We start from the raw sequence: 24,151 nt of genomic DNA on the forward strand, positions 1-24,151 counted from the left end.
TGGACAAGCTTTTACCCTTCGCCGGCGGGCATCATCCGCAGGTTGCCGGTGACGCATTGGCGCCGCGCTTCGTCCGGCATGCAAGGACGTCCGGCGACGTCCGGCGACGTCCGGCGACGTCCGGATACATGGGATTACATGCGAGGACATGCGAGGGCATGCGGCGAGTGCCAGGTCAGTGACCTATAGTGCGTACTACTATAAGGCGTCGCTACAAAGAGGTCAAACCCTTAGCCTCGATCCGTTCTCAATCACGTACAGAGCCATGGTCGCCGATCCTCTCAAGCGCTTCGGGCTGCACCTTGCCGAGCTGCGCAAACAGCGTGGCTGGTCACAGGAAAAGCTCGCTCTCGAAAGCGGCATGGCGCGCTCCTACCTCAGCGGCATCGAGCGCGGCGTGCGCAATGTCTCCTTGATCAATATCTGCGCGCTGGCCGGCACGCTGGGCGTGGACGCCAGCGAGATGCTCAACTTCAGCGAGGCCGACAGCGGCGGCCGCGGCGGCGCGCTCGTGCTGGAACAACGCTGCGCCGAGTTCAACATCACGCCGGCACAGCGTGTCACGGTGCGCCATATGGCCTTGATGACCGATGCAGAGCAGGACGTGATCGCATCGGTGGCACGCACGATCGCCGTCCGGGCCATGCAGGCCTGACGGCGCCGGATTCAGCTAGCGCAGGCGGGCTCGTCCACTGCCAGCAGTTCGGCAAAGCGCGCTGCGTCGAGATTGGACCCGCACACGATCAGCGCGACCTTCTTGCCCGCCAGTGTCTGGCGCAGGGGCCCCAGCAGCGCCGCGGTGGACACCGCGGTAGCCGGTTCCGTGGCCAGCTTCATGTCGCGATAGAGGATGCGCATGGCCGCGCGTATCGCCTCGTCTGAGACGCGCACCATGCCGTCGACAAACTGGCGGCACACGCCGTAGCTGTAGTCCAGCGCATAAGGCGCGCCCAGGCTGTCGGCAACCGTCGTGACGCGCTCCAGCGTTTGCGGCCGCCCGGCCTCGAAGCTGCGGTTCATGGCATCGGCGCCATCCGGCTCGACCCCATAGACCCGGCAAGCCGGATTGATCTGCTTGACCGCCGCGGCAATGCCGCCGCACAGGCCGCCACCGCCTACCGGCACCACCACCGCATCCAGCCCAGCCACCTGGCGCATCAGCTCAAGCCCGACCGTCGCGGTGCCCTGCGCGATCAGCGGGCCATCGTAGGGGTGCACCATGGTGCGGCCTTCGTCGGCCACCAGCTGCAGCGCGTGGTCAAAAGCGGCATGCACGTCCGGCAGCAACAGCACCTCGGCGCCTGCCTCGCGGCAGGCCGCCACGCGCGCGGGGCTGGCGGTGGCCGGCATGGCCAGCTTGGCGCCGACGCCGGCCACCTTGGCCGCGTAGGCCACCGCCATGGCATGGTTGCCAGCGCTGGCCGCCACCACGCCGCGCGCCCGCGCAGAGGCATCCATGTGCTCGATGCTGTTGAGCGCGCCACGTACCTTGAAGGTGCCGGTGAGCTGGAACAGTTCCAGCTTGAGCCAGACCTCGGTACCGGCATCGAGTTGCAGGGCCGCCCCGGTCTGCCAGCGCCACACGGGTGTCTCCAGCACCTTGCCTTGCAGGCGCCGCGCGGTGCTCTGGATTTCGGTCAGCAAGGGATAGCGGGCGTGCGCGCGCAGGTCTGAAAGATCGGACATCGGGTGTTCTCCATCGAATCGGTTGGTCGCGTGCAAGCCCCTATGGCCGTGCACGGCAAGGGAGGGACCACGGGCCACCAAGCACCAGCCAAAGCCGCAGCTCAGCGACCCCGGATAATTCGAATAATGGAGAACGAGAAGGAAATCGACGACGCGCCGGACGTGGAGGCAACCCCGACCGGCAGCTCGGCACCCACGCATGCAGCAGCGCCACCGGTATCGGTGGTACGGCACAGCGAGGAAGGGGCGAGCGATTGGAACGTCATGGATCGGCAAGTATGCCACAACCCGCGGCGCCGTGGCGGCATGCGTGCGCGTGGCTGTCGCGTGCGCCCTGCTTCCTGTGCGTGCTCGCACGCCGCCGTTGAAGACGCGGTCGCGGCAGCCCGGCGTTACACGCCCAGCATGCCCTGGCGCTCGATGAATGCGATCACCTCAGCCAGCCCCTGCCCCGACTTCACGCTGCCCATCACAAACGGGCGCGCGCCACGCATCTTGCGCGCATCGCTTTCCATCACGTTCAGGTTGGCGCCAACATAAGGGGCCAGGTCGGTCTTGTTGATCACCAGCAAATCAGACTTGGTGATGCCCGGTCCGCCCTTGCGCGGGATCTTCTCGCCGCCGGCCACGTCGATCACGTAGATGGTCAGGTCCGACAGCTCCGGGCTGAAGGTGGCCGCCAGGTTATCGCCGCCGGACTCGATGAAGACGATGTCGGCATCGGGAAACTTGCCCAGCATGCGCTCGACCGCTTCCAGGTTGATCGAGGCATCCTCGCGGATCGCGGTGTGCGGGCAGCCGCCGGTTTCCACGCCCATGATGCGCTCCGCCGGCAAGGCGCCGGAGATGGTCAGCAGGCGCTGGTCTTCCTTGGTGTAGATATCGTTGGTGATGGCGACCAGGTCATAGCGCTCGCGCATGGCCTTGCACAGCATCTCCAGCAAGGTAGTCTTGCCGGAACCGACGGGGCCGCCCACGCCGACGCGCAACGGGGGATTCTTCTTGGTACGAGCCTGGGTCATGGTGGACATCTTGTCTTGGGGAATCGTTTGAATGCTGCCGTGGTTCGCTTCAGGAACGGAACAGCCGCGAGTACTGCGTCTCATGGCGCGCGGACAGCAGCCCCAGCATCGGGGAAAAAGTGGACAGCTGCGGTGGCTCGGCAGCGGCGCGCCGCACGGCCTCGTCGACAGTCTCCAGCACCGCGGGATGCAGCCGGCGCAGGATGTGCTGCCCGGCCACCTGCCCCAGCGGCACCGCCTTGAGCGCCGCCGACACCTGGTTCTCCGCCCAGCTGAAGCAATAAGCCGCCAGGCCGTCGCGCTCATTCACGTCCAGCGCCACGCAAGCCGCGGCAAAGGCGGTAGGCAGGCACACCGGCGACAACGCTGCCAACTGCGCGCGCAGTGCGGCATCGCCCCACGCCATCTGCGCCACCAGCCGCGCAAGCGACCAGCCCATCTGCTCGGTCTCCAGCCGCAACTCGGCGCTTTCGCGCGTGGCATGGAACCAGTCGTTCCATTCGGCCACGCGCGTTGCATCCAGCGTGCGCCAATGGCGATACAGCAGCAGCCACACGGGCGCTTCGCACTGCGCCTGCACGTCCAGCAGGTTGCTGCGCACCCACTGCTCCGCGCTGCCGGCATCGCGCACCATGCCGCACTCGATGGCGGCCTCCAGCCCTTGCGAATAGCTGAAGCCGCCGATCGGCAGCGCCGGCGAGGCGAGGTGCAGCAGGGAGATGAGTTGGGCGAGCTGGGTCATGGGCGCTTGCGCATAAGGCGCTGACTTGCGTCGCCCGGGGGCTCGGAGGCCGCAGGCTTCGGCGAGCGCCCGCCCTCTCCCCCCACCCCTCTCCCGCGAGCGGGAGAGGGGAGCGTTGGCGAAGTCGACGATATCGATCTAGCATGCTCCGATGCGCAGCCGGTTTGCTCCCCTCTCCCGCCTGCGGGAGAGGGGCTGGGGGAGAGGGCGGGCGCATCCATATGCCCCAGCTCCAAAACTACCTCACGCACTCTTTCCAGCACGGCATCCGTTTGCGCCAGCACTTCGTTATTCCAGAAACGCAGGAGCGTATAGCCGCTGCGCTTGAACCACGCGTCGCGCGCGCCATCGGACGCATCGCCGTGTTGCCCGCCGTCAGCCTCGATCACCAGCTTCAATTCCATGCACACAAAGTCGGCAATAAAAGGACCGATCTGCTTCTGGCGCCTGAACTTGAGGCCCATGAAGCGATAGGCGCGCAGGCGATACCAGAGTCGCTGCTCGGCATCGGTCTGGCTGGCACGGAGCAATTTGGCGAACTGGGGCTTCGGCACCCGCTCGCCCTCCTCCCCCTCCCCTCTCACGCAAGCGGGAGAGGTGTGTTCAGGCATCGGAGTTTGGGTGCGCGGTGGCTTGCTCATACGTGTGGGACAAAGCCTCAGTGCTTGTGCCCGCAGCTCTCGTCGTGCACATGCGGCGCGTGGTCGTGGCCATGTTTATCGCCGTGGTCATGACTGTGCGCATGGCCATGATCGTGATCGTGGTCGTGCCCATGGTGCTCATGGAACACCGCCTGCGCCGCGGCATAGTCCTCGGCAAACGTCGCATCGTGCCCATGCTTGTGCCCGCCGCCGTAAGCGCCGGCTTCCGGCTCGAACGGCAGTTCCGCGCGTTCGGCCTGCACACCGAGGCGGGCCAGCATGTCCGCGAGCACCGGGTCGAATTCCAGGCGCAGGTAGTCGCGGCCCACTTCCACCGGCGTGTGGCGATTGCCAAGGTGGTAGGCCGCGCGCATCAGTGCCTGCGGATCGCTGGCGCCGACTTGCAGCACGGATTCCGGCGCGGCCTGCACTTCGACAAAGACGCCGCCTTCGGTGACCAGCAGGTCGCCGCCGCGCAGCACGGTGCCGCGCGCAAGGAACAGCGCCACTTCTTCGCCGTTGTCGAGGGTGGCGCGCAGGCGGCTTTTGCTGCGCTCGGAAAAAGGCAGCACCAGCTTGGGCGCGCGGCGCACCAGCACGGCGGCGATGCCGTGCGGGGCGGCGAGATGTTTGTCGATCTTTTGCAAAGCGGCCCTTCAGAAGAGGAAATAACGCTGCGCCATCGGCAGTACGGTAGCCGGCTCGCAGATCAGCAACTGGCCGTCGGCCACCACCTGGTAGGTCTCGGGATCCACCGTGACGTTCGGCTGCCAGTCATTGTGCACCATGTCGCGCTTGCCCACGGTGCGCGTGCCTTGTACCGCCGACAGCACCTTGTTCAGGCCGTAGCGCCCGCCCACATCGGCGGCCAGCGCCGCTTGCGAAACGAAGGTCAGCGATGACTTGTGCAGGGCGCGTCCGGCGGCGGCGAACATAGGGCGGTAGTGCACCGGCTGCGGCGTGGGGATCGATGCGTTGGGGTCGCCCATCGCTGCCGCGGCGATCATCCCGCCCTTCAAGATCAGGCTCGGCTTGACGCCGAAGAAGGCCGGCTTCCACAGCACCAGGTCGGCCCACTTGCCGACTTCTACCGAGCCCACCTCGTGCGCGATGCCGTGCGTGAGCGCGGGGTTGATCGTGTACTTGGCGATGTAGCGCTTGACGCGGAAATTGTCATGCCCGCCGCGCGCGTCGTTGGGGTCGCCGGGCAGCTTGCCGCGCTGCGCGGCCATCTTGTGCGCGGTCTGCCAGGTGCGGATGATGACCTCGCCAACCCGGCCCATGGCCTGCGAATCGCTGGAGATCATCGAGAACGCGCCGAGGTCGTGCAGGATGTCCTCGGCGGCAATGGTCTCGCGCCGGATGCGGCTTTCGGCGAAAGCGATGTCCTCGGCGATCGACGGGTCCAGGTGGTGGCAGACCATCAGCATGTCGAGGTGTTCGTCGAGCGTATTGATGGTGTACGGCCGCGTCGGGTTGGTCGACGACGGCAGCACGTTGGGCTCGCCGCACACCTTGATGATGTCGGGTGCATGGCCGCCGCCCGCGCCTTCGGTGTGATACGTATGGATGGTGCGGCCCTTGAACGCGGCCACGGTGGCTTCGACGAAGCCAGCCTCGTTGAGCGTATCGGTGTGGATCGCCACCTGCGTGTCGGTGGCATCCGCCACGCTCAGGCAGTTATCGATGGCCGCGGGCGTGGTACCCCAGTCCTCGTGCAGCTTGAGCCCGATGGCGCCGGCCTCGACCTGCTCCATCAGCGGCCCCGGCAGGCTGGCGTTGCCCTTGCCGAGCAGGCCGATATTCATCGGATAGGCCTCCACCGCCTGCAGCATGCGCTCCATGAACCAGGGGCCGGGTGTGACGGTGGTGGCAAAGGTGCCGGTGGCCGGCCCGGTGCCGCCACCGATCATGGTGGTGACACCGCTCATCAGCGCCTCCTCGATCTGTTGCGGGCAGATGAAGTGGATGTGGCTGTCGATGCCGCCAGCGGTGACGATCATGCCCTCGCCCGCGATCACCTCGGTGCCCGGCCCGACGACGATCGTCACGCCCGGCTGGATGTCCGGGTTGCCGGCCTTGCCGATGGAGGCAATGCGCCCGTCCTTGAGGCCGATGTCGGCCTTGACGATGCCCCAGTGATCGACGATCAGCGCATTGGTGATAACCGTGTCGACGCAGTCCTTGGCCATGCGCTGGCTCTGCCCCATGCCGTCGCGGATCACCTTGCCGCCGCCGAATTTCACTTCCTCGCCGTAGACGGTGAAGTCCTTCTCCACCTCGATGATGAGCCCGGTGTCGGCCAGCCGCAGGCGGTCGCCGGTGGTCGGGCCGAACATCTCGGCATAAGCCTGCCTGGAGATTTTCACGCTCATCACAGCGCTCCCATGATCTTGCCGTTGAAGCCGTAGACGATGCGCGCGCCCGAAAGCGCCACCAGCTCCACCGTGCGGCTCTGGCCCGGCTCGAAGCGCACGGCAGTGCCGGCGGCGATATTCAGGCGGAAGCCGCGCGCGGCCTCGCGGTCAAAATCCAGCGCGGGGTTGGTCTCGTAGAAATGGAAATGCGAGCCGACCTGGACCGGGCGGTCGCCGGTGTTGGCCACCGCCACGCTGACCGTGGCACGGCCGGCGTTCAGTTCGATCTCGCCCTGCGCGGGCATCAGTTCACCGGGGATCATGATGGGTTCCTTGTCGAGGTCAGTGCGCTCAGGCAACCATCAGGCCGACGCCATACAGCGCCACGCCCGCACCGGCCAGCCGTGCCAGCCAGCCCGCGTGGCGGCGCAGCGCGCCGCCCAGGCCGATGCCGGCCGCGTGCAGCACCATCGTGGCCACGCTGAAGCCGCCCACATAGGCCGCTACCGCGGGCAAGGCGCCGGCCGTGGCCGGCAACTCGGATCCGTGCGCATAGCCGTGGAAGACGGCGAAGCCGCCCACGATGGCCATCCCCGCCCATGCCGGCAGTTTGGCGCGCAGTGCCACCAGCAAGCCGATCACCAGCAGCGACGCGGCAATCATCGGCTCCACCAGCGGCAGGCTCATGCCGGCGAGGCCGAGCACCGCGCCAGCCAGCATCAAGGCCACGAAGGCAAAGGGCATGCGCAAGGCTTCGCGCGGCGAGCGCGCACCCAGCGCGCTCCACACACCCACGCCCACCATGGCGAGCAAGTGATCCATGCCAGTAAAAGGATGCAGCAAGCCGGCAAACAGGCTGGCGCCAACGGTGGTGGCGTCATGGCCCGGATGCGCGACGGCGGCGGCGCTGGCGAGCGCCAGCGAAGCGCCCACGGTGGCGAGCCTCACGGCGCGCGAGCGGTTGGAGTGGTTCATGTCTTGACCTCGTGTCTTGTTCAAACGATGGGATGGTGCACGGTGACCAGCTTGGTGCCGTCGGGGAAAGTCGCTTCCACCTGAATATCCGGGATCATCTCGGCCACGCCATCCATCACGTCCTCGCGCGAGAGCACGGTCGTGCCCTCATGCATCAGCTCCGCCACGGAGCGGCCGTCGCGTGCGCCTTCCATGATGGCGGCGGTGATCAAGGCCACCGCCTCGGGATAGTTGAGCTTGAGCCCGCGCGCGCGGCGGCGCTCGGCCAGCAGCGCGGCGGTGAAGATCAACAGCTTGTCCTTCTCTCGCGGAGTGAGTTCCATCTTGGTATTCCCGTTGTTTTTTGTGTTGTCCGTGCGGTGTGCGATGAACAATGCTTGCGTCGGCACCTACGTCGCCCACAGCCTCAGGGGCCTGGCCGGCACACCGTGGATCGGTTCGCGCAGCGCGCTCCACGCCGTGACCATCAAGTGCCTGACCGCTTCCATCTGCGCGCCCAGCACGCGCAGCAGCAGCATCGACTGGCCGTCCTGCTCGAGCCGCGTCACGCCGGCGCGCAGGTCCGGCCGATACGGCAGCTGCTCGGCCAGCATCTCGGCGAGTTCCTGCGTGGCACCGTCACCTACCGCCCACAGCGTGCCCATGACATTGAGCCCGTCCAGCCCGGCCACCGCCTGGCGCAGCGCAGACGCCGCGTCCAGCTGCGCGCTCTCGATCCACAGCGCGCGCTTGCCGCCGCCCTGCACCCGGGTCTCCATGCCCAGCGTGCCGCGGCTCCAGGTCTCGCCGCTGGCCTGCCGGCCCAACACGACCGCATCCCAGCCGATCGCGCTGGCACCGGGCGCCACCGTCACGGTGGTGGCAAGGCGCGCGTGCGCGTCATCGAAAACGATGTTCTCCTGCGGCAGCCAGTCCACCCGCGCGCCGGCTTCCAGCGTCAGCGTGACGCGCTGCGCGGCCTCCCGGCCGAGCGACTTGTACCACTTGGTGGCGCCAGGCGTCGCCAGCACCGCATGGGCGCCGGCGCCCACCGTCACGTCGATGTCCAGGCTGTCGCCGCCGGCCACGCCCGCGGGCGGATGCAGGATCACCACGTGGCAAATCGAGCCCTCGGGATAGAGTGGCTTTTGCACCAGCAACGGCCCCTGGTGCCGGCGCTCGACCAGCGCGCTGCGCTCGGCGCGCGCGGCAAAGCGCAGGCGCAGGCTGGCCTCCCATGCGGGTGGCACGGCGAGGGTCGAAGGAAAGTCTGGATGACGCATGAATGTTGGAGTGGCGGAGGCGGCCGGCAATGCATCGTGCGCTGGATGCGGGCATCATAGCGCGCGGCCGGGGGCACTGGAAGTGGTATTCGAGGCGGCATTCGAAGCGGCATCCGAGGCCGCACTCGAGGCCACATTCGGGACGGCACCCGATCGGCTGCGGGCAAGCGTCCGTCCTCTCCCGCACAGCGGGAGAGGGGGAACACACCAGCACTACGATCATGCGGCACCGCGTGTCGCATCACACCGCGATGAGCTCCCGCACGCCCTCCTCTTCCATCTTCGCGCCCTCGCCCCTTGCCACCACTTCGCCGCGGCTCATCACCACGTAATGATCCGCCAGGTGCCGGGCGAATTCGTAATATTGCTCCACCAGCAGCACCGTCATGCCGAACTCGTCCACCAGCAGGCGCAGCGCGCGCCCGATGTCCTGGATGATCGAGGGCTGGATGCCTTCGGTCGGCTCGTCCAGGATCAGCAGTTCGGGCTCGCTCATCAACGCGCGGCCGATCGCCAGCTGTTGCTGCTGGCCGCCGGAGAGATCGCCGCCGCGGCGCTGGCGCATGCTGCGCAACACGGGAAACAACTGGTAGATGCGGTCCGGCACGCCCGACGGGCTCTTGAGGCTGGCCGCGCCGATCAGCAGGTTCTCTTCCACCGTCAGGCGCGGGAAGATCTCGCGGCCTTGCGGCACGTAGGCCAGCCCCGATGCGACGCGCTCATACGGCGGCTTTTTCTCCAGCGCCTGCCCCGCCCAGCTGATACTGCCGCTCTTGGTCGGCACCACGCCCATCAGGCATTTGAGCAAGGTGCTCTTGCCCACGCCATTGCGGCCAAGCAAGGTCGTCAGCTTGCCTTGCGGCACCTCGAAGGTGACGTTGCGCAGGATGTGGCTGCCGCCGTAGAACTGGTTGAGTGCATTGACCTGCAACATAGTCTCGTTCCTTTTTTCGATCCGGCCCTGCGCCTAGCGGCCGAGATAGGATTCGATCACGCGCTCCTCGCGCTTGACGGCGTCGAGCGTGCCTTCGGCCAGCACGCTGCCCTCGGCCAGCACCGTCACCTTGCCCTCATCGCCGGCCAGTGCGGCGACGAACTCCATGTCGTGCTCCACCACCATCATCGAGCAGGTGCCGCGCAGGCTGTTGAGCAGCTTGGCCAGCTGCATGGTTTCTTCATCGGTCATGCCGGCCACCGGCTCGTCCAGCAGCAGCAACTGCGGCTTCTGCATCAGCAGCATGCCGATTTCCAGCCGCTGCTTCTGCCCGTGCGACAGCAAGCCGGCCGGACGATAGGCCTCGTCCTCCAGCCCCGTCAGCGCCAGCGTTTCCTCGATGCGGCGATGCCCTTCGGCGCCCAGGCGCGCGCGCAATGCAGTGAACCAGCGTTTGTCGCCCTTCGTCGCCAGCTCCAGGTTCTCCCACACTTCGTGCTGCTCGAACACGGTAGGCTTCTGGAACTTGCGGCCGATGCCGGTCTGCGCGATCTTGGGCTCGGTCATGCGCATCAGGTCGATGCTCTGGCCGAGGAACACGCGCCCGCTCACGTTGGCGTTGCGCGGCCCGGTCTTGCCGGTGATCACGTCCATCATGGTGGTCTTGCCCGCGCCATTGGGCCCGATCACGCAGCGCAGCTCGCCGTGGTCGATCGACAGCGTCAGCTTGTTCAGCGCGCGGAAACCGTCGAACTGCACGGTCACGTCTTCCAGGTAAAGGATGGGGCCGTGCGAGACGTCGATGACGCCCGGCTCCATGACGCGGCCAAGGCCCGTGGTGCCGCCGCTTTCGGCCTGTTGTGCTCCCAGTGCTGCGTTCATGCTTCCCCTCCGCTGCGGGTGGCGGCCGCCGGCGCATTCGCCGCGTTGCCCGGCGTGGCCTGCGGGCTGGCGCGCAAGGCACGCGCGCGCTTGAGCAGGCCGATCACGCCATCCGGCATGTACAGCGTCACCAGCACGAACATCGCGCCCAGCAGGAACAGCCAGTACTCCGCGAAGTAGGCCGTGAACATGGTCTTGGCGCCGTTGACGATAAAGGCGCCGATGATCGGGCCGATCAGCGTGCCGCGTCCGCCCACGGCCACCCAAACCGCCATCTCGATGGAGTTGGCCGGCGACATCTCGCCCGGGTTGATGATGCCCACCTGCGGCACGTAGAGCGCGCCGGCGATGCCGCACAGCACGGCCGAAAAGGTCCACACGAACAGCTTGTAGCCAAGCGGGTTGTAGCCCGAGAACATCACGCGCATCTCGGCATCGCGGATCGCGGTCACGACCCGGCCGAGCTTGGACGTCACGATGTAGCGGCAGGCGATGAAGCCGGCCAGCAGGGCAAGGAACGTCAGCACGAACAAGGCGGTACGGGTCTGCGGCGCGGCCACGGCAAAGCCGGCGATGCGCTTGAAATCCGTGAAGCCGTTGTTGCCGCCAAAGCCCGTCTCGTTACGGAAGAACAGCAGCATGGCGGCGTATGTCATGGCCTGCGTGATGATGGACAGGTACACGCCCTTGATGCGCGAGCGGAAGGCGAAGAAGCCGAACAGCCACGCCAGCACGCCCGGCACCAGCACCACCAGCAGCATCGCGTAACCGAGATGCTCGGTGCCGTGCCAGAACCACGGCATCTCCTTCCAGTCGAGGAACACCATGAAGTCCGGCAGGTCGCTCTTGTAGACGCCTTCGCGGCCAATGCTGCGCATCAGGTACATGCCCATGGCATAGCCGCCAAGCGCGAAGAACAAGCCGTGGCCGAGGCTGAGAATGCCGCAGTAGCCCCATACCAGGTCCAGCGCGATCGCGGCCAGCGCGAAGCACATGATCTTGCCGATCAGCGTCAGCGCATAGGCCGACAGATGCATGGGATGGCCTTCGGGCACCAGCAGCGCGCACACCGGCACGCCGATGCCCACCACCAGCGCGATCACCAGCAAGGCGGTCCAGCTGCGCCCGGAGAACAGCGGCTGGCGCTCCGGCACGGCCAGCCGGAAACCCGCCGTGGATGGATTCGAGAGTGAAGTCTTCATCATGCCTCCGCGCTGCGCCCTTTGAGCGCGAACAGTCCCTGCGGGCGCTTCTGGATGAAGAGCACAATCAGCACCAGGACAAAGATCTTGGCCAGCACCGCGCCATAGAACGGCTCGATGAACTTGTTGATCAGGCCCAGCCCGAAAGCACCAATGATGGTGCCCGCGAGCTGCCCCACGCCGCCCAGCACCACCACCATGAAGGAGTCGATGATGTAGGCTTGCCCGAGGTCAGGGCCGACATTGCCGATCTGCGACAGCGCGCAGCCGCCGAGGCCAGCGATGCCCGCGCCAAAGGCAAAGGCGTAGCTATCCACCTTCCAGGTGCGCACGCCCACGCAAGCCGCCATGGTGCGGTTCTGCGTGGTGGCGCGCACGAACAGGCCAAGGCGGGTGCGGTTGAGCACGGCCCAGGCCACCGCCACCACCGCCAGCGCAAACACGATGATGACCATGCGGTTGTACGGCAGCACCATGCCGGGCAGCCATTCGATGCCGCCGCTCATCCAGGATGGATTGGCCACTTCCACGTTCTGCGCGCCAAACAGCGTGCGCACCGCCTGCATCAGCAGCAGGCTCACGCCGAAGGTGGCCAGCAGCGTTTCCAGCGGGCGGCCGTAGAGATGGCGCAGCACCAGCCGCTCCAGCACGAAGCCAACCACGGCGGAGGCGAGGAACGATGCGGGCAACGCGAACAGCAGGTACCAGTCGAACGCGCTGGCGAAGTGCGCGCGGAACACGCCCTGCACCATGTACGTGGCGTACGCGCCGATCATCAGGAATTCGCCGTGCGCCATATTGATGACGCCGATCAGGCCGTAAGTGATGGCCAGCCCCAGCGCGGCGAGCAGCAGCACGCTGCCCAGGCTCAGGCCGGCAAAGAGGTTGCCGATCAGCTCGGCGCGGCGCTGGTCGCCGCGCAGGGCGTCGAGCGCCTGCTGCGCGGCGCCGCGCAGTTCGGCGTCGGGCTCGCGAAAATTGCCGGCGGCGTCCTTTTCCAGCAGCGGCTGCAACTTCTGGCGGCTCTGCGGATTGCTGTCGCGGCCAAGGATGCGGATGGCTTCGAGGCGATCGTCGCGGCTGCCATCGGCCAGCACGATATTTGCCCAGATCACATCGAGCTTGGTGCGCAGGCCGGCGTCGGCCTCGGCCTTGCGCGCGGCCTCCACCACCGGGCGCGATGCGCTGCCCGGCTGGTCCAGCAGCGTATTGACTGCCTGCGTGCGCACCGCCGCATCGGGCGATTGCAGCAGCGTGCTGCTGGCGGCACTGTCCACCATCGCGCGCAGGCTGTTGTTCAGGGTGAGCGCTTCGAGCGCATCGGGCTTGACCGTGACCGGCGTGCCGCTGATCGCGTCCACCAGCTTGTCGCCGTCCTGGCGCACCATGCCGACGCCGGGCGCATATTGCAGCGTATCGTCCTGCAAGGCCTTGAGGATGGGGCCGGCCTGCGCCACCGGAGCCTTGGTCAGTGCGGTGATCGCGGCGGTCTTGGCGTCGAAGTCGTCTTCGGCCAGCGGCTTCAGGTCGGCCTGCGTGAGCGGCGCGGCCCACAGCGGGCACGCAGCCAGCAGGAGCAGCGCGGCCAGCATGGCGCGCAACCGTGAAGCGAGAGAGAACGATAAGGGTCGGTGCATAAGGTTTGCGAGTCGCGCGCGGCGAAGCACGCGCGTCACCTTGATCGGCGTGACGATTTGCCGCCACCGCGCCGAAGCGGCGGACAGCATGCGAAGAGGCAAAGGCACTGCCTGGCGCCCTCCCCTCTCTCACCAGCCGCGAGGCCAAGCGGGGGAGCAGGAGAGCGCCAGGCGGGAGCCCTGCTTACATCACCTTGTCCGGCTTGCCTTCGTTACCCGCGATGAACGGGCTCCACGGCTGCGCGCGCACGGCCTTGGGCGTCTTCCACACCACCGTGAACTGGCCATCGCCCTTGATCTCGCCGATCATCACCGGCTTGTACAGGTGATGGTTCTCGCCCATGGTCAGGGTGAAGCCGTCCGGCGCCTTGAAGGTCTGGCCATACATCGCGGCACGCACCTTGTCGGGATCGGTCGTGCCGGCCTTCTTGACGGCCTGCGCCCACATATGGATGCCCACGTAGGTGGCTTCCATCGGGTCGTTGGTCACGCGCTTGTCGCCGCCCGGCAGGTTGTTCGCCTTGACCCACGCCGCCCATTGCTTCTTGAAGGCTTCGTTTTCCGGGTTCTTGACCGACATGAAGTAGTTCCACGCGGCCAGGTGGCCCACCAGCGGCTTGGTGTCGATGCCGCGCAGTTCTTCCTCGCCCACCGAGAATGCCACCACCGGCACGTCCTTGGCCTTCAGGCCTGCGTTGCCCAGTTCCTTGTAGAAGGGCACGTTGGAATCGCCGTTGATGGTGGAGATCACGGCGGTCTTGCCGCCTTGCGAGAACTTCTTGATGTTGGCGACGATGGTCTGGTAGTCGCTGTGGCCAAACGGCGTGTAGACCTCTTCGATATCCTTGTCCGCCACGCCCTTGCTCTTCAGGAAGGCGCGCAGGATCTTGTTGGTGGTGCGCGGGTAGACGTAGTCGGTGCCCAGCAGGAAGAAGCGCTTGGCGCCGCCGCCTTCCTTGCTCATCAGGTATTCCACCGCGGGAATGGCCTGCTGGTTGGGCGCCGCGCCGGTGTAGAAGACGTTCTTGGACATTTCCTCGCCTTCGTACTGCACCGGATAGAACAGCAGCGAGTTCAGCTCTTCATAAACGGGCAGCACCGACTTGCGCGACACCGAGGTCCAGCAGCCGAACGTGACGGCAACCTTATCCTTGGTGATCAGCTGGCGCGCCTTCTCGGCGAACAGCGGCCAGTTGGAAGCGGGATCGACCACGACCGGCTCAAGCTTGCGGCCAAGCACGCCGCCGCTCTTGTTGATCTCGTCGATGGTCATCAGCGCCACGTCCTTGAGCGAAGTCTCGGAAATGGCCATGGTGCCGGACAGCGAATGCAGGATACCGACCTTGATCGGCTCCTTGGACTGCGCCAATGCCAGCGGGCTCACGCCTGCCGTTGCAAACAAGGCCGCGGCGGCTACCGCCGACAGCTTCAGCATGTCACGTCTTTTCATTGCAGCTCCCAGATTGTCGTGTTGGATAAAGGAACAACGCACCCCGGGTACCTCTTCTGCAACTAGCATGCCATGGCATACAAGCTTGTATACAAGGCTGTGCACACGGCCTGGCGAGCCTCCAGAGGCCGCCAGGCCACCTATCGCACCACGATAGTGCGCAAACGTCACGCACCAAGCCTGTGCGCCGCCGCCGGCTGATTCAGATTGGGGCACATGGCGGCACGCATGTTGCGCCGTGCCTTGCCCGAATCCGCAATCGGCTCTATGGTGGCCTCTCGATTGCGCGCCAAGGCGTTGCCGCATGCGCCGCGACTACCCAGAAAAAGCACGACGGAGACAGCCCATTGAAAGCGTCAACGACGCCCGGCGCGGACCAGATCGTCATCATCGGCGCCGGTGTGGCCGGCATGTGCATGGGCATCAAGCTCAAGCAAGCCGGCATCGACGACTTTGTCGTGCTGGAGAAGGCCGGCACGGTGGGCGGCACCTGGCGGGACAACACCTACCCGGGCTGCGGCTGCGACATCCCCTCCCATCTTTATAGTTTCTCGTTCGCGCCCAAGCCGGACTGGTCCAGCGCATACTCGCCCCAGCCGGAGATCCATCGCTACCTGCAGCACTGCGCCGAGCGCTTCGGGCTGCTCGGGCATATCCGCTTCGGCACGGAGGTCACCGAGGCGCGCTACGACCAAGCCGCCTGCCTGTGGCGAGTGCGCACCAGCAACGGCGACACCATCGCCGCGCGCATCCTCGTCAGCGGCACCGGGCAGCTCAACCGCCCGCTGACACCGGATATTGCAGGACTGGATCACTTTGCCGGCACGGCCTTCCACTCCGCGCGCTGGCGGCATGACGCCGATCTGCGCGGCAAGCAGGTCGCGGTGATCGGCAATGGCGCCAGCGCGCTGCAGTTCATCCCGCGCATCGCGCCGGAAGCGGGCAAGCTGACGGTATTCCAGCGCAGCGCCAACTGGGTGCTGCCGCGCAACGGCGAGGCCTATACGCCCGGACAACAGGCGCGCTTCGAACGGCACCCGTGGACTGCCCGGCTGCATCGCTGGCACCTCTACCTGCAGCGTGAACTGCGCTTCGGGCGCATGCAGCGGGACAGCGGCCGCAACCGGGAACTGGAAACGCTGGCGCGCCGCTACCTCGCGCACATGATTCCCGACCCGGTGCTGCGCGCCAAGCTCACGCCCGATTACCCGATCGGCTGCAAGCGCATCCTGATCTCCGACGATTTCTACCAGGCGCTCAAGCGGCCGAACGTCCATGTCGAGACCGCCCGCATCGAGCGCGTCGAATCCGACGCCGTGGTCACGGCCGACGGCGCCAGGCATCGGGCCGACGCCATCGTCTTCGCCACCGGCTTCGACGCCCGCTCCTTCCTCGCGCCGATCCGCATCACCGGCCGCCACGGCCACACCCTGGCCGATCAGTGGCGCGAGGATCCCGAGGCGTATCTCGGCATGACGGCGCCGGGATTTCCCAACCTGTTCGTGCTGTACGGCCCCAATACCAACCTGGGCCACAACTCCATCATTTTCATGCTCGAGTGCCAGGCCCGCTATGTCCTGCGGTGCATCCAGGCCTGCCGCTCGGCGCGCTTCGCCTCCATGGAGGTGCGCCCGGAGGTGGTGACGCGCTTCAACCAGGCGTTGCAGGCGGCCATTGGCCAGACCGCGTGGGCGGGCTCGTGCAGCAGTTGGTACAAGTCGGCCAGCGGCAGGGTCATCAACAACTGGTCGAGCCATGCCACCGCCTATTGGTGGAAGACGCGCAAGCCGGACTGGGGGCACTTTATGCTGCGCCATGCCGGCGAGCGGCCCTAGCATTGCCCGGCCGCCGGCACCTGCCACATCGACGACATCGACGACATCGATTGCATTGACACCCACCGTTCGAGGAAGACTTCACATGCAGCGGCTGCAAGACAAAGTGGTCATGGTCACCGGCGCCGCGTCCGGCCTGGGCGCGGCGTTTGCGCGCGCGGCGGCGCAAGCCGGTGCGCGCGTGGTGCTCGCCGACATCGACGATGCCACCGGGACAATCCTGGCGCAAGCGCTGCGGGCGCAAGACGTGCAAGCGCATTACCAAACGCTGGATGTCACCAGCGAGGCGGACTGGGAAGCCGCCATGGGCGCGGTGCGCGAACGGCACGGCAAACTGGACGTATTGGTGAACAACGCTGGCATCGCGCTGCGCGGCTCGGTGGCGGATTGCACGCTGGCCGACTGGCAGCGCACGCTCAACGTCAACCTGACCGGCGTATTCCTGGGCTGCCGCGCCGCGCTGCCGCTGATGGGTGCGGGTGGCTCCATCGTCAATGTTTCCTCGGTCTACGGCCAGGTGGGCGGCGCGCAGGTTGCCGCCTACTGCGCGGCCAAGGGCGGCGTCACGCTGCTCACGCGCTCCGCCGCCCTGCACGGCGCCACGCTCAATCCGCCGGTGCGGGTCAACTCCATCCACCCCGGCTTCGTCGACACGCCGCTGGTCCAGGGCGCGCTGGACCAGCGCGATGCCGGTGGCGGCACCGCACGCGCGCGCATCGAAGCCTTCACGCCCCTTGGCCGCCTGGCTACGCCAGAGGAAATCGTCGGCGTGTTCCTGCTGCTGGCCAGCGACGAGGGCCGCTACATCACGGGCTCGCAGTTCACGGTCGATGGCGGCATCACCGCCCAGTAAGCCTGTCCACCCAGCCCGCCAAAAGAAGCCAAGGGAGTTCGACATGCAACGTCTGGAAATCGCGTCGGTGCCTATCCGAACCAGCCTGATCGAGGCCGGCAGCGGACGGCCGACTCTTCTTGTGCACGGCACCAGTTCCAGCGCGGAAACCAACTGGGCCGCGCTGCTGCCCGGGCTCGCGCAGCGCAGGCGCTGCCTGGCGCCGGACCTTGCGGGCTCTGGTGAAACCCGTGACGACGGCGCGCCACTGACGCTCGATGCGCTGGTCGGACAGGTGCGCGACTGCATGGCGCTGGCGGGAGACCAGCCCGTGGACCTGGTCGGTTATTCGCTAGGCGGCGTGGTGGCAGCCACCGCGGCCGCGCTGATGCCGGAACGCGTGCGGCGCCTGGTCTTGTTTGGCGCCTGGGCGCGCACCGATAGCCGCATGCGCCTGCTGTTTACGCTGTGGCAGTCGCTGGCGCGGTCGGACCGCCATCAACTGGCGCGCATGGTCCTGCTCAATGGCGTATCGGAGCGTTTTATCGCGTGCATGGACGACGCCACCGTGGAGGGCATGCTGCGGCGCTTCGGCGCGAGCCTGGCGCCCGGCAGCGACCGCCAGGCCGGGCTCGACGCCATCATCGACATCACGCCGCTGTTGCCCCGCATCCGCGCCGCCACGCTCGTGATCGGCATGCGCCACGACCAGATGGTGCCGCCGGCGCATTGCCAAGCGCTCGCCGCGGCGATCAGTGGTGCCAGCTACGCGGAGATCGACAGCGGGCACCTGGTGATGCTGGAACAGCCCGAGCGCCTGCTCGCACTGATCGAGCAGCACCTGGATTCTGCGACCACCAGCACAAGCGAGCGCCAAGCCAACACGTTGAACCGATCTTAAGGCTGACCGATGAACACACTTGCGTCCTACCAGCCACGCAGCGCCTGGGCCATGGCCTCGATGCTGACCTGGCTTTCGCTGATCAACTTCCTCGACAAGATCGTGCTGGGCATGGTCGCCGTGCCGCTGATGGCAGACCTGAAGCTGCCGCCGGCCGAGTTCGGCCTGATCGCCAGCAGCTTCTTCTGGCTGTTCTCGCTATCCACCGTGCTGGTCGGCTTTCTGTCCAATCGCGTGGCCGCGCGCTGGCTGCTACTGGCGATGGGCTTGTCGTGGGCTGTGCTGCAGGTCCCGCTGGCGCTGGCGGGATCGGCCATGACCATCCTGGTGTGCCGCATGCTGCTTGGCGCAGCCGAAGGGCCAGCCTTCCCGATCTCCGTGCACGCGCTGTTCAAATGGTTTCCGGACCACAAGCGCAACCTGCCAGTGGCGATGATCAACCAGGGGGCCACCGTAGGCCTGCTGCTGGCAGGACTGCTGATCCCGCTGGTGACGATCCGATGGGGCTGGCGCGCCAATTTCATGATCCTGGCCGGCATCGGCATGGCGTGGAGCGCAATGTGGCTCTGCGTGGGACGCGAGGGACCGCTCACGCAGGCAAGCGCACCACGCGCCGGCACCGCGGCCACGCCCGTGCGCCTGCCCTATCGGCGCATCTTCCGCGACCCGACCGTGCTGGCCTGCCTGGCCATTGGCTTTTGCGCATACTGGGCGCTGGCGCTGGGGCTGACCTGGCTGCCCGCCTACCTGGAAAAAGGCCTGGGCTTCGACCCGGTCACCACCGGGCGCTGGTATGCGGCCATCGTGGCCTCGGCCATGCCCGTCACGCTGATCCTTAGCTGGCTGTCGCAGCGCATGCTGCGCGCAGGTGCATCGTCGCGGCTCGCGCGTGGCGCGCTGATCTCGGTGGCCGCGCTGGCAGGCGGCGGCGTGTACCTGGCGATCGCATCGATCACGCTGGCGCCGGTGCCCAAGACCTTGCTGATCGCCGTGGCGGCATGCCTGCCGCCCGTGGCATTCGCCCTGACGCCGGCCATGCTCGCGCAGATCGTGCCGGAGGGCCAGCGCGGCAGCGTGTTGTCGATCCACACGGCGCTGACCACGCTGGCCGGCATCCTGGCGCCGGCGGTGGTGGGGCAACTGGTGCAGCGCCATGGCATGAACGGCGGCTTTGATGCGGGCTTCACGATCAACGCCCTGCTGCTGCTGGCAAGTGGCGTGATTGGTTTATGCTGGATCAATCCCGAGCGCTCCGCAAAGGCGCTCGCGGCCTCGCCGCAAGATATAGCGGCCGCGCGTTCGCCGGCCTGAGCTGCGCTCTGGGATGGCCGCCACCTGGCCGCGACGGCCGTGGCGGCCGTGGCGGCCGTGGCGGCCGTGGCGGCCGTCGCGGCCGTCGCGGCCTGTCAGGCTTACGAGTAACGGCGGCTGATGGATTCCGCCACGCACACCGGGCGCTCGCTGCCCTCGCGCTCTACCGTGACTTCCCAGTTGGACTGGGCGCCGACCAGCGCGGGCGCGTTCGGCAGGGGCTCCAGGCGCTCCACCGAGAGCAGCTTCACGCGCGCGCGCAGGCGGCTGCCGACCGGCACCGGCGCGGTAAAGCGCACGCGGTTCAGGCCATAGTTGACGCCCATCTTGACGCCCGGCATATCGAGCGCGTTGTGCATGAACGCCGGCAGCAGCGACAACGTCAGGAAGCCATGCGCCACCGGGCCGCCGAACGGCGATTCGCGGCGGGCGCGCTCCACGTCCACGTGAATCCATTGGTGATCGCCAGTGGCTTCGGCGAACTGGTTGACCTGCTGCTGGGTGATCTCGATCCAGTCGCTGACGGCCACTTCCTGGCCTTGCAGGCTTTCCAGTTCTTCGAGCGAAGCGATGGTACGCATGGTGTCTCCTTGTTGTACGTGTTGTACGTGTTGCACGTGTTGTCTGTAGTGGCCGGGATGGCCGGGATGAGGCTTGAGAAACGTCAGGCGGGCCGACGTCCGTACATGCCCATGCCTTTGACGGTGCAGACCAGTTCGCCGCGCTGGTTGGTGGCTTCCCACTGGGTGTGGACCACGCCGCGGTCCGGCTTGGACGAGGAAGCGCGCGCATCCAGCACCACCAGCGACACGCTCAGCGTATCGCCCGCATAGACCGGCTTGAGCCAGCGGATTTCATCCACGCCAGGCGAGCCCATGCTGGCGGCCTTGGAGGTCATGTTGTCCACCAGCAGGCGCATCATGATCGAGCAGGTCATCCAGCCGCTGGAGATCAGGTTCTTGTAGATGCTTTTTTGCGCGGCTTCCTTGTCGATGTGGAAGGGCTGGGGATCATACTGGCGGGCGAAGGTGAGGATCTCCTCCTCCGTCACCAGGTGGGACCCGAGGTCGCGCTTGCTGCCGACGGCGAAATCTTCGAAATACAGGGTGGACATGAACCGCTCCGTCAACGATGAATGCGAGATGCGAGATGCGAGGCGCGAGGCGCGAGAATCGCGGCAGAAAATACGAGATCAATTCATAACAAAAAACCGCGCCTGGGACAACCGGCGCGGTTTTTTGATTCAACCTGGATCAGACCGTTTCCAGGAAGCCCGGCTGTGTCGCAAAGCGCGACAGGTGATGATCGACATCCCCGAAGGTGGTGTTGATCAGCGTCAGGCGCTTGAACATATGCGCCGCCGGCAGTTCGTCGGTAACGCCCATGCCGCCGTGGATCTGCACGGCCTCCTGGCCGACCGAGCGAGCCGCCTGGCCCACGCGCGCCTTGGCCGCCGAGGCAAAGCGACGGCGTTCTTCCGGGCTGGCCTCGTCGAACTTGGCGGCGGCCAGCAGCGTGATGGAACGCGATTGCTCGGCGTGGATGAACATCTCCACCATGCGGTGCTGCAGCGCCTGGAAGCGCGCGATCGGCACGCCGAACTGCTGGCGGGTCTTGGCGTACTCCAGCGTGGCGGCGTTGAGCGTGTCCATCACCCCGACGGCTTCCGCGCACAGCAGCACGGCGGCGTAGTCGGCCACCTGCTCGATCAGCGCAAACGCCGCGCCTTCGGTGCCCAGCAGTTCGCCCTGTGCGTCCTTGAAGGTGATATCGGCGGCGCGCAGGTTGTCGATGGTGCGGTAGTCGGTAATGCTGACGCCGGCTGCCTTCGGGTCCACCAGGAACAGCGAGATGCCATTGGTGTCGGCATCGGCGCCGCTGGTGCGGGCCGAGACGACCAGCTTGCCGGCTTGCGCGCCGTGAATGGTCACGACCTTGCGGCCATTGAGCTTGCCGCCCTTGGCCGTCACGCGCACATCGTTGAGCGCATAGCGGGCATGCGGCTCGTTGAAGGCGGTGGCCAGCTTCAGCTCGCCGCCGGCAACCTGCTCCAGCAGCGCATCCTGGCCGCCGGCCAGCTTGAGCGCGTAGGCGGCAACCACGGTGGCGAAGTACGGCTCGACCACCAGGCCGCGGCCCAGCTCCTGCATCACCACCATCATGTCGATGGGCGTGCCCGAGAAGCCGCCCTGCGCTTCCGGCACCGGCAGCGCGGTCAGGCCGAGCTCGACCAGCGCGCCCCAGGCGGCATCGCTATGGCCAGCTTCGGCCTTGATGCCCTTCTTGCGGGTCTCGAAATCGTAGTCTTTGTCGATGAAGCGGTGGACGGCGTCAGCCAGTTGCTTCTGTTCGTCGCTGAGATTGAAGTTCATATCGCGTGTCTCCTCACAGCCCCAGGATCATCTGGCTGATGATGTTCTTCTGAATTTCGTTGGACCCGCCGTAGATGGAGGTCTTGCGATAGTTGAAGTAGTAAGCGGCCAGCGGCGCGGCGTCGTCGTAGCCAGTCACCGCGTGTTCGTGCTCGCATTCCAGGTAGGCGGTGTCGAACGGCTGGGCGTAGGGGCCGACGGCCTCCACCATCAGCTCGGTCAGCATCTGCTGGATCTCGGTGCCCTTGATCTTGAGCATCGATGCCTCGGGGCCGGGGCCCTTGCCAGCGCTCTCGCTCGACACCACGCGCAGGACGGTCAGCTCCAGCGCCATCAGCTCGATCTCCAGCGCGGCAACCTTGGCGCCGAACAGCGGGTCTTCCAGCAACGGGCGGCCGTTCTTCTGCTGTTGCTTGGCCACACGCTTGAGGAAGCCCAGCTCACGCTTGGAGTTGCCCACGCGGGCGATGCCGGTGCGCTCATGGCCGAGCAGGTACTTGGCGTAGGTCCAGCCGCGGTTTTCTTCGCCGACGCGGTTTTCCACCGGCACCTGGACGTTGTCGAAGAACACTTCGTTCACTTCATGCTCTTCGTCGAGCATGATGATCGGGCGCACGGTGATGCCCGGGGTCTTCATGTCGATCAGCAGGAAGGAGATGCCCTCTTGCTTCTTGGCTTCGAAATCGGTGCGGACCAGGCAGAAGATCATGTCGGCGTGCTGGCCGAGCGTGGTCCAGGTCTTCTGGCCGTTGACGATGTAGTGCTTGCCGTCCGAGGTCAGCTCGGCGCGGGTCTTCAGCGACGCCAGGTCGGAACCCGAGCCCGGCTCTGAGTAACCCTGGCACCACCAGTCGGTGCAATCCAGGATGCGCGGGAGGTAGTACGACTTCTGCTCCTCGCTGCCGTACTTCATGATCACGGGCGCGACCATGGCCACGCCAAAGGGCAGCACGCCGGGCGCGCCGACGCGGGCATTTTCCTCGTCCCAGATATGGCGCTGCGTGGCATTCCAGCCCGTGCCGCCATACTGCACCGGCCAGTGCGGCGCGGACCAGCCACGGCCCGCCAGCAGCTTGTGCCAGCGCACCAGGTCGTCGCGGTTGGGGCGGCGGTGGTTCAGAATCTTGCTGCTGATTTCCGCCGGCAGGTTGGCCTCCAGCCAGCCGCGCACTTCGGCGCGGAAGGCATCGTCGGACGCCGAATAGTTGAGATCCATGCCCGTCTCCAGTGATGCCGGTGTGAGACCGGCAGTTTGTTCTAGCTAGCGCGTCATGCGCCGGCAAGAACACTGCCTTGGGCACAGGACGCTATTCAGTGAGCCGTCTGCTTGAGCGCATCGGGCACCACGAGCTGGAAAGTATCGATGCCTTCTTCGGCAAGGGCCTGCACTTCGTCCGGCGACGCCGTGCCGCGGATCCCGCGTTCCGGCGCTTCGTCGTAGTGCATGCGCCTGGCCTCTTCGGCAAAGCGTTCACCCACATCCTCGGTCCGCGCCAGCACCTGCTTTACCGCCTTCAGGTAAAGCGACTGCAGTGTCGCCGGCGCCGCAGGGGCCTTCGCCCCGGCCGGCTTGCCCGCCGGCGCGGCGGCCGCTCCCGAGAGATTCAGGCGCGGCGCGCTGGGCAGCCGGGTGATGGCATGGTCTTCGCAGACCGGACATTGGACGAGATTTCGCGAAATCTGCGATTGCGCGTCGTCCTCCGAAGCAAACCAGCCCTCGAAACGATGGTCTTGCGCGCAGCGCAGGTCGAGCACCTTCATGATGTTTCCAGCCCGTCGAAAGCTATAGTATCCGCGAAACGGAATTTTGTGAACGGTCGTGCTAATTTTTTTGCTGCCATTATGCGCGCCCTTGGCGGGGAGCCTTGTGCAAAGGGGGGTGAGGTATGGCTGCGATCACACGGCTAAATGGGATTTTACGCTGTTAGGAGGTGGGATGCGTTAGGGCGTCTGGTCTCTTGCGGGCGCTATTGGTCGCTGTTTCTTTCAGCGGCGATGGTTTTTGCGCCCAAAAGCCATACGACATCCCCCTGCGGGGGCTGCCGGTCACTTTTCTTTGACCGGCAAAGAGGGTGAGGACAAATTCAGGCATTGGACAATCGGCGTACGA

26 protein-coding genes are annotated in these 24,151 nt (G+C 66.4%); 5 read left to right on the forward strand and 21 right to left on the reverse strand.

The window, feature by feature from the left end; genetic code table 11:
- The first annotated feature begins 265 nt into the window (after nucleotides 1–265).
- Nucleotides 266–655: a helix-turn-helix domain-containing protein gene (locus AC1RQC_RS27505; RefSeq protein ID WP_441633525.1), complete on the forward strand. Its 390-nt coding sequence runs from the start codon at nucleotides 266–268 to the stop codon at nucleotides 653–655.
- A gap of 11 nt (nucleotides 656–666) precedes the next feature.
- Here the strand turns inward: AC1RQC_RS27505 and AC1RQC_RS27510 are convergent, their stop codons facing one another.
- From AC1RQC_RS27510 to urtA, 15 genes are all read right to left on the reverse strand, one after another.
- Complete coding sequence (locus AC1RQC_RS27510) at nucleotides 667–1,686, reverse strand: threonine ammonia-lyase (RefSeq protein WP_492807832.1); 1,020 nt, start codon at nucleotides 1,684–1,686, stop codon at nucleotides 667–669.
- Nucleotides 1,687–2,078: 392 nt separating this feature from the next.
- Nucleotides 2,079–2,708 carry an urease accessory protein UreG gene (gene ureG / locus AC1RQC_RS27515; RefSeq protein WP_492885169.1) on the reverse strand — a complete coding sequence of 210 codons (630 nt, stop codon included), beginning with the start codon at nucleotides 2,706–2,708 and terminating at the stop codon, nucleotides 2,079–2,081.
- A gap of 49 nt (nucleotides 2,709–2,757) precedes the next feature.
- Nucleotides 2,758–3,450: an urease accessory protein UreF gene (locus tag AC1RQC_RS27520; RefSeq protein ID WP_492885171.1), complete on the reverse strand. Its 693-nt coding sequence runs from the start codon at nucleotides 3,448–3,450 to the stop codon at nucleotides 2,758–2,760.
- The gene (locus tag AC1RQC_RS27525; RefSeq protein ID WP_492832445.1) at nucleotides 3,447–4,004 is read right to left on the reverse strand and encodes an endonuclease domain-containing protein; all 558 of its coding nucleotides are present in this window, start codon (nucleotides 4,002–4,004) and stop codon (nucleotides 3,447–3,449) included. The genes AC1RQC_RS27520 and AC1RQC_RS27525 overlap by 4 nt, the downstream gene beginning before the upstream one ends.
- A 104-nt stretch (nucleotides 4,005–4,108) precedes the next feature.
- Nucleotides 4,109–4,738, reverse strand: coding sequence for an urease accessory protein UreE (gene ureE, locus AC1RQC_RS27530; RefSeq protein ID WP_492885173.1), 630 nt, complete (start codon nucleotides 4,736–4,738; stop codon nucleotides 4,109–4,111).
- Nucleotides 4,739–4,747: 9 nt separating this feature from the next.
- Entirely contained in the window at nucleotides 4,748–6,466 is a 1,719-nt protein-coding gene (ureC, locus tag AC1RQC_RS27535) for an urease subunit alpha (RefSeq protein ID WP_492376159.1), read from the reverse strand.
- Nucleotides 6,466–6,771, reverse strand: coding sequence for an urease subunit beta (locus tag AC1RQC_RS27540; RefSeq protein WP_492376158.1), 306 nt, complete (start codon nucleotides 6,769–6,771; stop codon nucleotides 6,466–6,468). The genes ureC and AC1RQC_RS27540 overlap by 1 nt, the downstream gene beginning before the upstream one ends.
- A gap of 28 nt (nucleotides 6,772–6,799) precedes the next feature.
- Nucleotides 6,800–7,423, reverse strand: coding sequence for a HupE/UreJ family protein (locus AC1RQC_RS27545; RefSeq protein WP_309403902.1), 624 nt, complete (start codon nucleotides 7,421–7,423; stop codon nucleotides 6,800–6,802).
- Between the two features lie 20 nt (nucleotides 7,424–7,443).
- The gene (locus AC1RQC_RS27550) at nucleotides 7,444–7,746 is read right to left on the reverse strand and encodes an urease subunit gamma (RefSeq protein ID WP_043351444.1); all 303 of its coding nucleotides are present in this window, start codon (nucleotides 7,744–7,746) and stop codon (nucleotides 7,444–7,446) included.
- 66 nt (nucleotides 7,747–7,812) lie between these two features.
- On the reverse strand, nucleotides 7,813–8,685 hold the full coding sequence (locus AC1RQC_RS27555) for an urease accessory protein UreD (RefSeq protein WP_492376156.1): 873 nt from the start codon (nucleotides 8,683–8,685) through the stop codon (nucleotides 7,813–7,815).
- Nucleotides 8,686–8,926: 241 nt separating this feature from the next.
- Nucleotides 8,927–9,619, reverse strand: coding sequence for an urea ABC transporter ATP-binding subunit UrtE (urtE, locus tag AC1RQC_RS27560; protein ID WP_006156811.1), 693 nt, complete (start codon nucleotides 9,617–9,619; stop codon nucleotides 8,927–8,929).
- Nucleotides 9,620–9,652: 33 nt separating this feature from the next.
- On the reverse strand, nucleotides 9,653–10,501 hold the full coding sequence (urtD, locus tag AC1RQC_RS27565) for an urea ABC transporter ATP-binding protein UrtD (RefSeq protein ID WP_492376155.1): 849 nt from the start codon (nucleotides 10,499–10,501) through the stop codon (nucleotides 9,653–9,655).
- The gene (gene urtC, locus AC1RQC_RS27570) at nucleotides 10,498–11,703 is read right to left on the reverse strand and encodes an urea ABC transporter permease subunit UrtC (protein WP_492376163.1); all 1,206 of its coding nucleotides are present in this window, start codon (nucleotides 11,701–11,703) and stop codon (nucleotides 10,498–10,500) included. Before urtC ends, urtD begins: the two co-directional genes overlap by 4 nt.
- Complete coding sequence (urtB, locus tag AC1RQC_RS27575; protein ID WP_492376154.1) at nucleotides 11,703–13,340, reverse strand: urea ABC transporter permease subunit UrtB; 1,638 nt, start codon at nucleotides 13,338–13,340, stop codon at nucleotides 11,703–11,705. The genes urtC and urtB overlap by 1 nt, the downstream gene beginning before the upstream one ends.
- A 184-nt stretch (nucleotides 13,341–13,524) precedes the next feature.
- Nucleotides 13,525–14,790, reverse strand: coding sequence for an urea ABC transporter substrate-binding protein (urtA, locus tag AC1RQC_RS27580; protein ID WP_150983768.1), 1,266 nt, complete (start codon nucleotides 14,788–14,790; stop codon nucleotides 13,525–13,527).
- 347 nt (nucleotides 14,791–15,137) lie between these two features.
- Here urtA and AC1RQC_RS27585 point away from each other — a divergent pair, with 347 nt between their 5' ends.
- The 4 genes from AC1RQC_RS27585 (at nucleotide 15,138) to AC1RQC_RS27600 (ending at nucleotide 19,669) form a co-directional block, all read left to right on the forward strand.
- Nucleotides 15,138–16,625, forward strand: coding sequence for a flavin-containing monooxygenase (locus AC1RQC_RS27585; protein WP_492885175.1), 1,488 nt, complete (start codon nucleotides 15,138–15,140; stop codon nucleotides 16,623–16,625).
- An 85-nt stretch (nucleotides 16,626–16,710) separates the two neighbouring features.
- Nucleotides 16,711–17,478, forward strand: coding sequence for an SDR family oxidoreductase (locus tag AC1RQC_RS27590; protein ID WP_492885177.1), 768 nt, complete (start codon nucleotides 16,711–16,713; stop codon nucleotides 17,476–17,478).
- 43 nt (nucleotides 17,479–17,521) lie between these two features.
- Nucleotides 17,522–18,358 (forward strand): alpha/beta fold hydrolase, encoded by an 837-nt coding sequence (locus AC1RQC_RS27595; protein ID WP_492376151.1) that lies wholly within the window; start codon nucleotides 17,522–17,524, stop codon nucleotides 18,356–18,358.
- Between the two features lie 9 nt (nucleotides 18,359–18,367).
- A complete protein-coding gene (locus AC1RQC_RS27600) occupies nucleotides 18,368–19,669 on the forward strand; it encodes an MFS transporter (protein ID WP_492807846.1) in 1,302 nt (433 codons plus the stop codon).
- Between the two features lie 101 nt (nucleotides 19,670–19,770).
- Here the strand turns inward: AC1RQC_RS27600 and AC1RQC_RS27605 are convergent, their stop codons facing one another.
- From AC1RQC_RS27605 to AC1RQC_RS27630, 6 genes are all read right to left on the reverse strand, one after another.
- The gene (locus AC1RQC_RS27605; protein WP_150983766.1) at nucleotides 19,771–20,250 is read right to left on the reverse strand and encodes a MaoC family dehydratase; all 480 of its coding nucleotides are present in this window, start codon (nucleotides 20,248–20,250) and stop codon (nucleotides 19,771–19,773) included.
- 83 nt (nucleotides 20,251–20,333) lie between these two features.
- Nucleotides 20,334–20,783: a MaoC family dehydratase gene (locus tag AC1RQC_RS27610; protein ID WP_043344764.1), complete on the reverse strand. Its 450-nt coding sequence runs from the start codon at nucleotides 20,781–20,783 to the stop codon at nucleotides 20,334–20,336.
- Between the two features lie 139 nt (nucleotides 20,784–20,922).
- Nucleotides 20,923–22,041, reverse strand: a complete 1,119-nt coding sequence (locus tag AC1RQC_RS27615; RefSeq protein WP_150983763.1) for an acyl-CoA dehydrogenase family protein — start codon at nucleotides 22,039–22,041, stop codon at nucleotides 20,923–20,925.
- 13 nt (nucleotides 22,042–22,054) lie between these two features.
- Entirely contained in the window at nucleotides 22,055–23,257 is a 1,203-nt protein-coding gene (locus tag AC1RQC_RS27620; RefSeq protein WP_174422901.1) for an acyl-CoA dehydrogenase family protein, read from the reverse strand.
- Nucleotides 23,258–23,352: 95 nt separating this feature from the next.
- On the reverse strand, nucleotides 23,353–23,802 hold the full coding sequence (locus AC1RQC_RS27625) for a DUF1178 family protein (RefSeq protein ID WP_150983760.1): 450 nt from the start codon (nucleotides 23,800–23,802) through the stop codon (nucleotides 23,353–23,355).
- A gap of 163 nt (nucleotides 23,803–23,965) precedes the next feature.
- Nucleotides 23,966–24,151: hypothetical protein (locus tag AC1RQC_RS27630; RefSeq protein WP_492885179.1), on the reverse strand; the 186-nt coding region annotated here is incomplete at its 5' end.

It is taken from the genome of Cupriavidus sp. GW822-FHT03E04 (assembly GCF_058801495.1).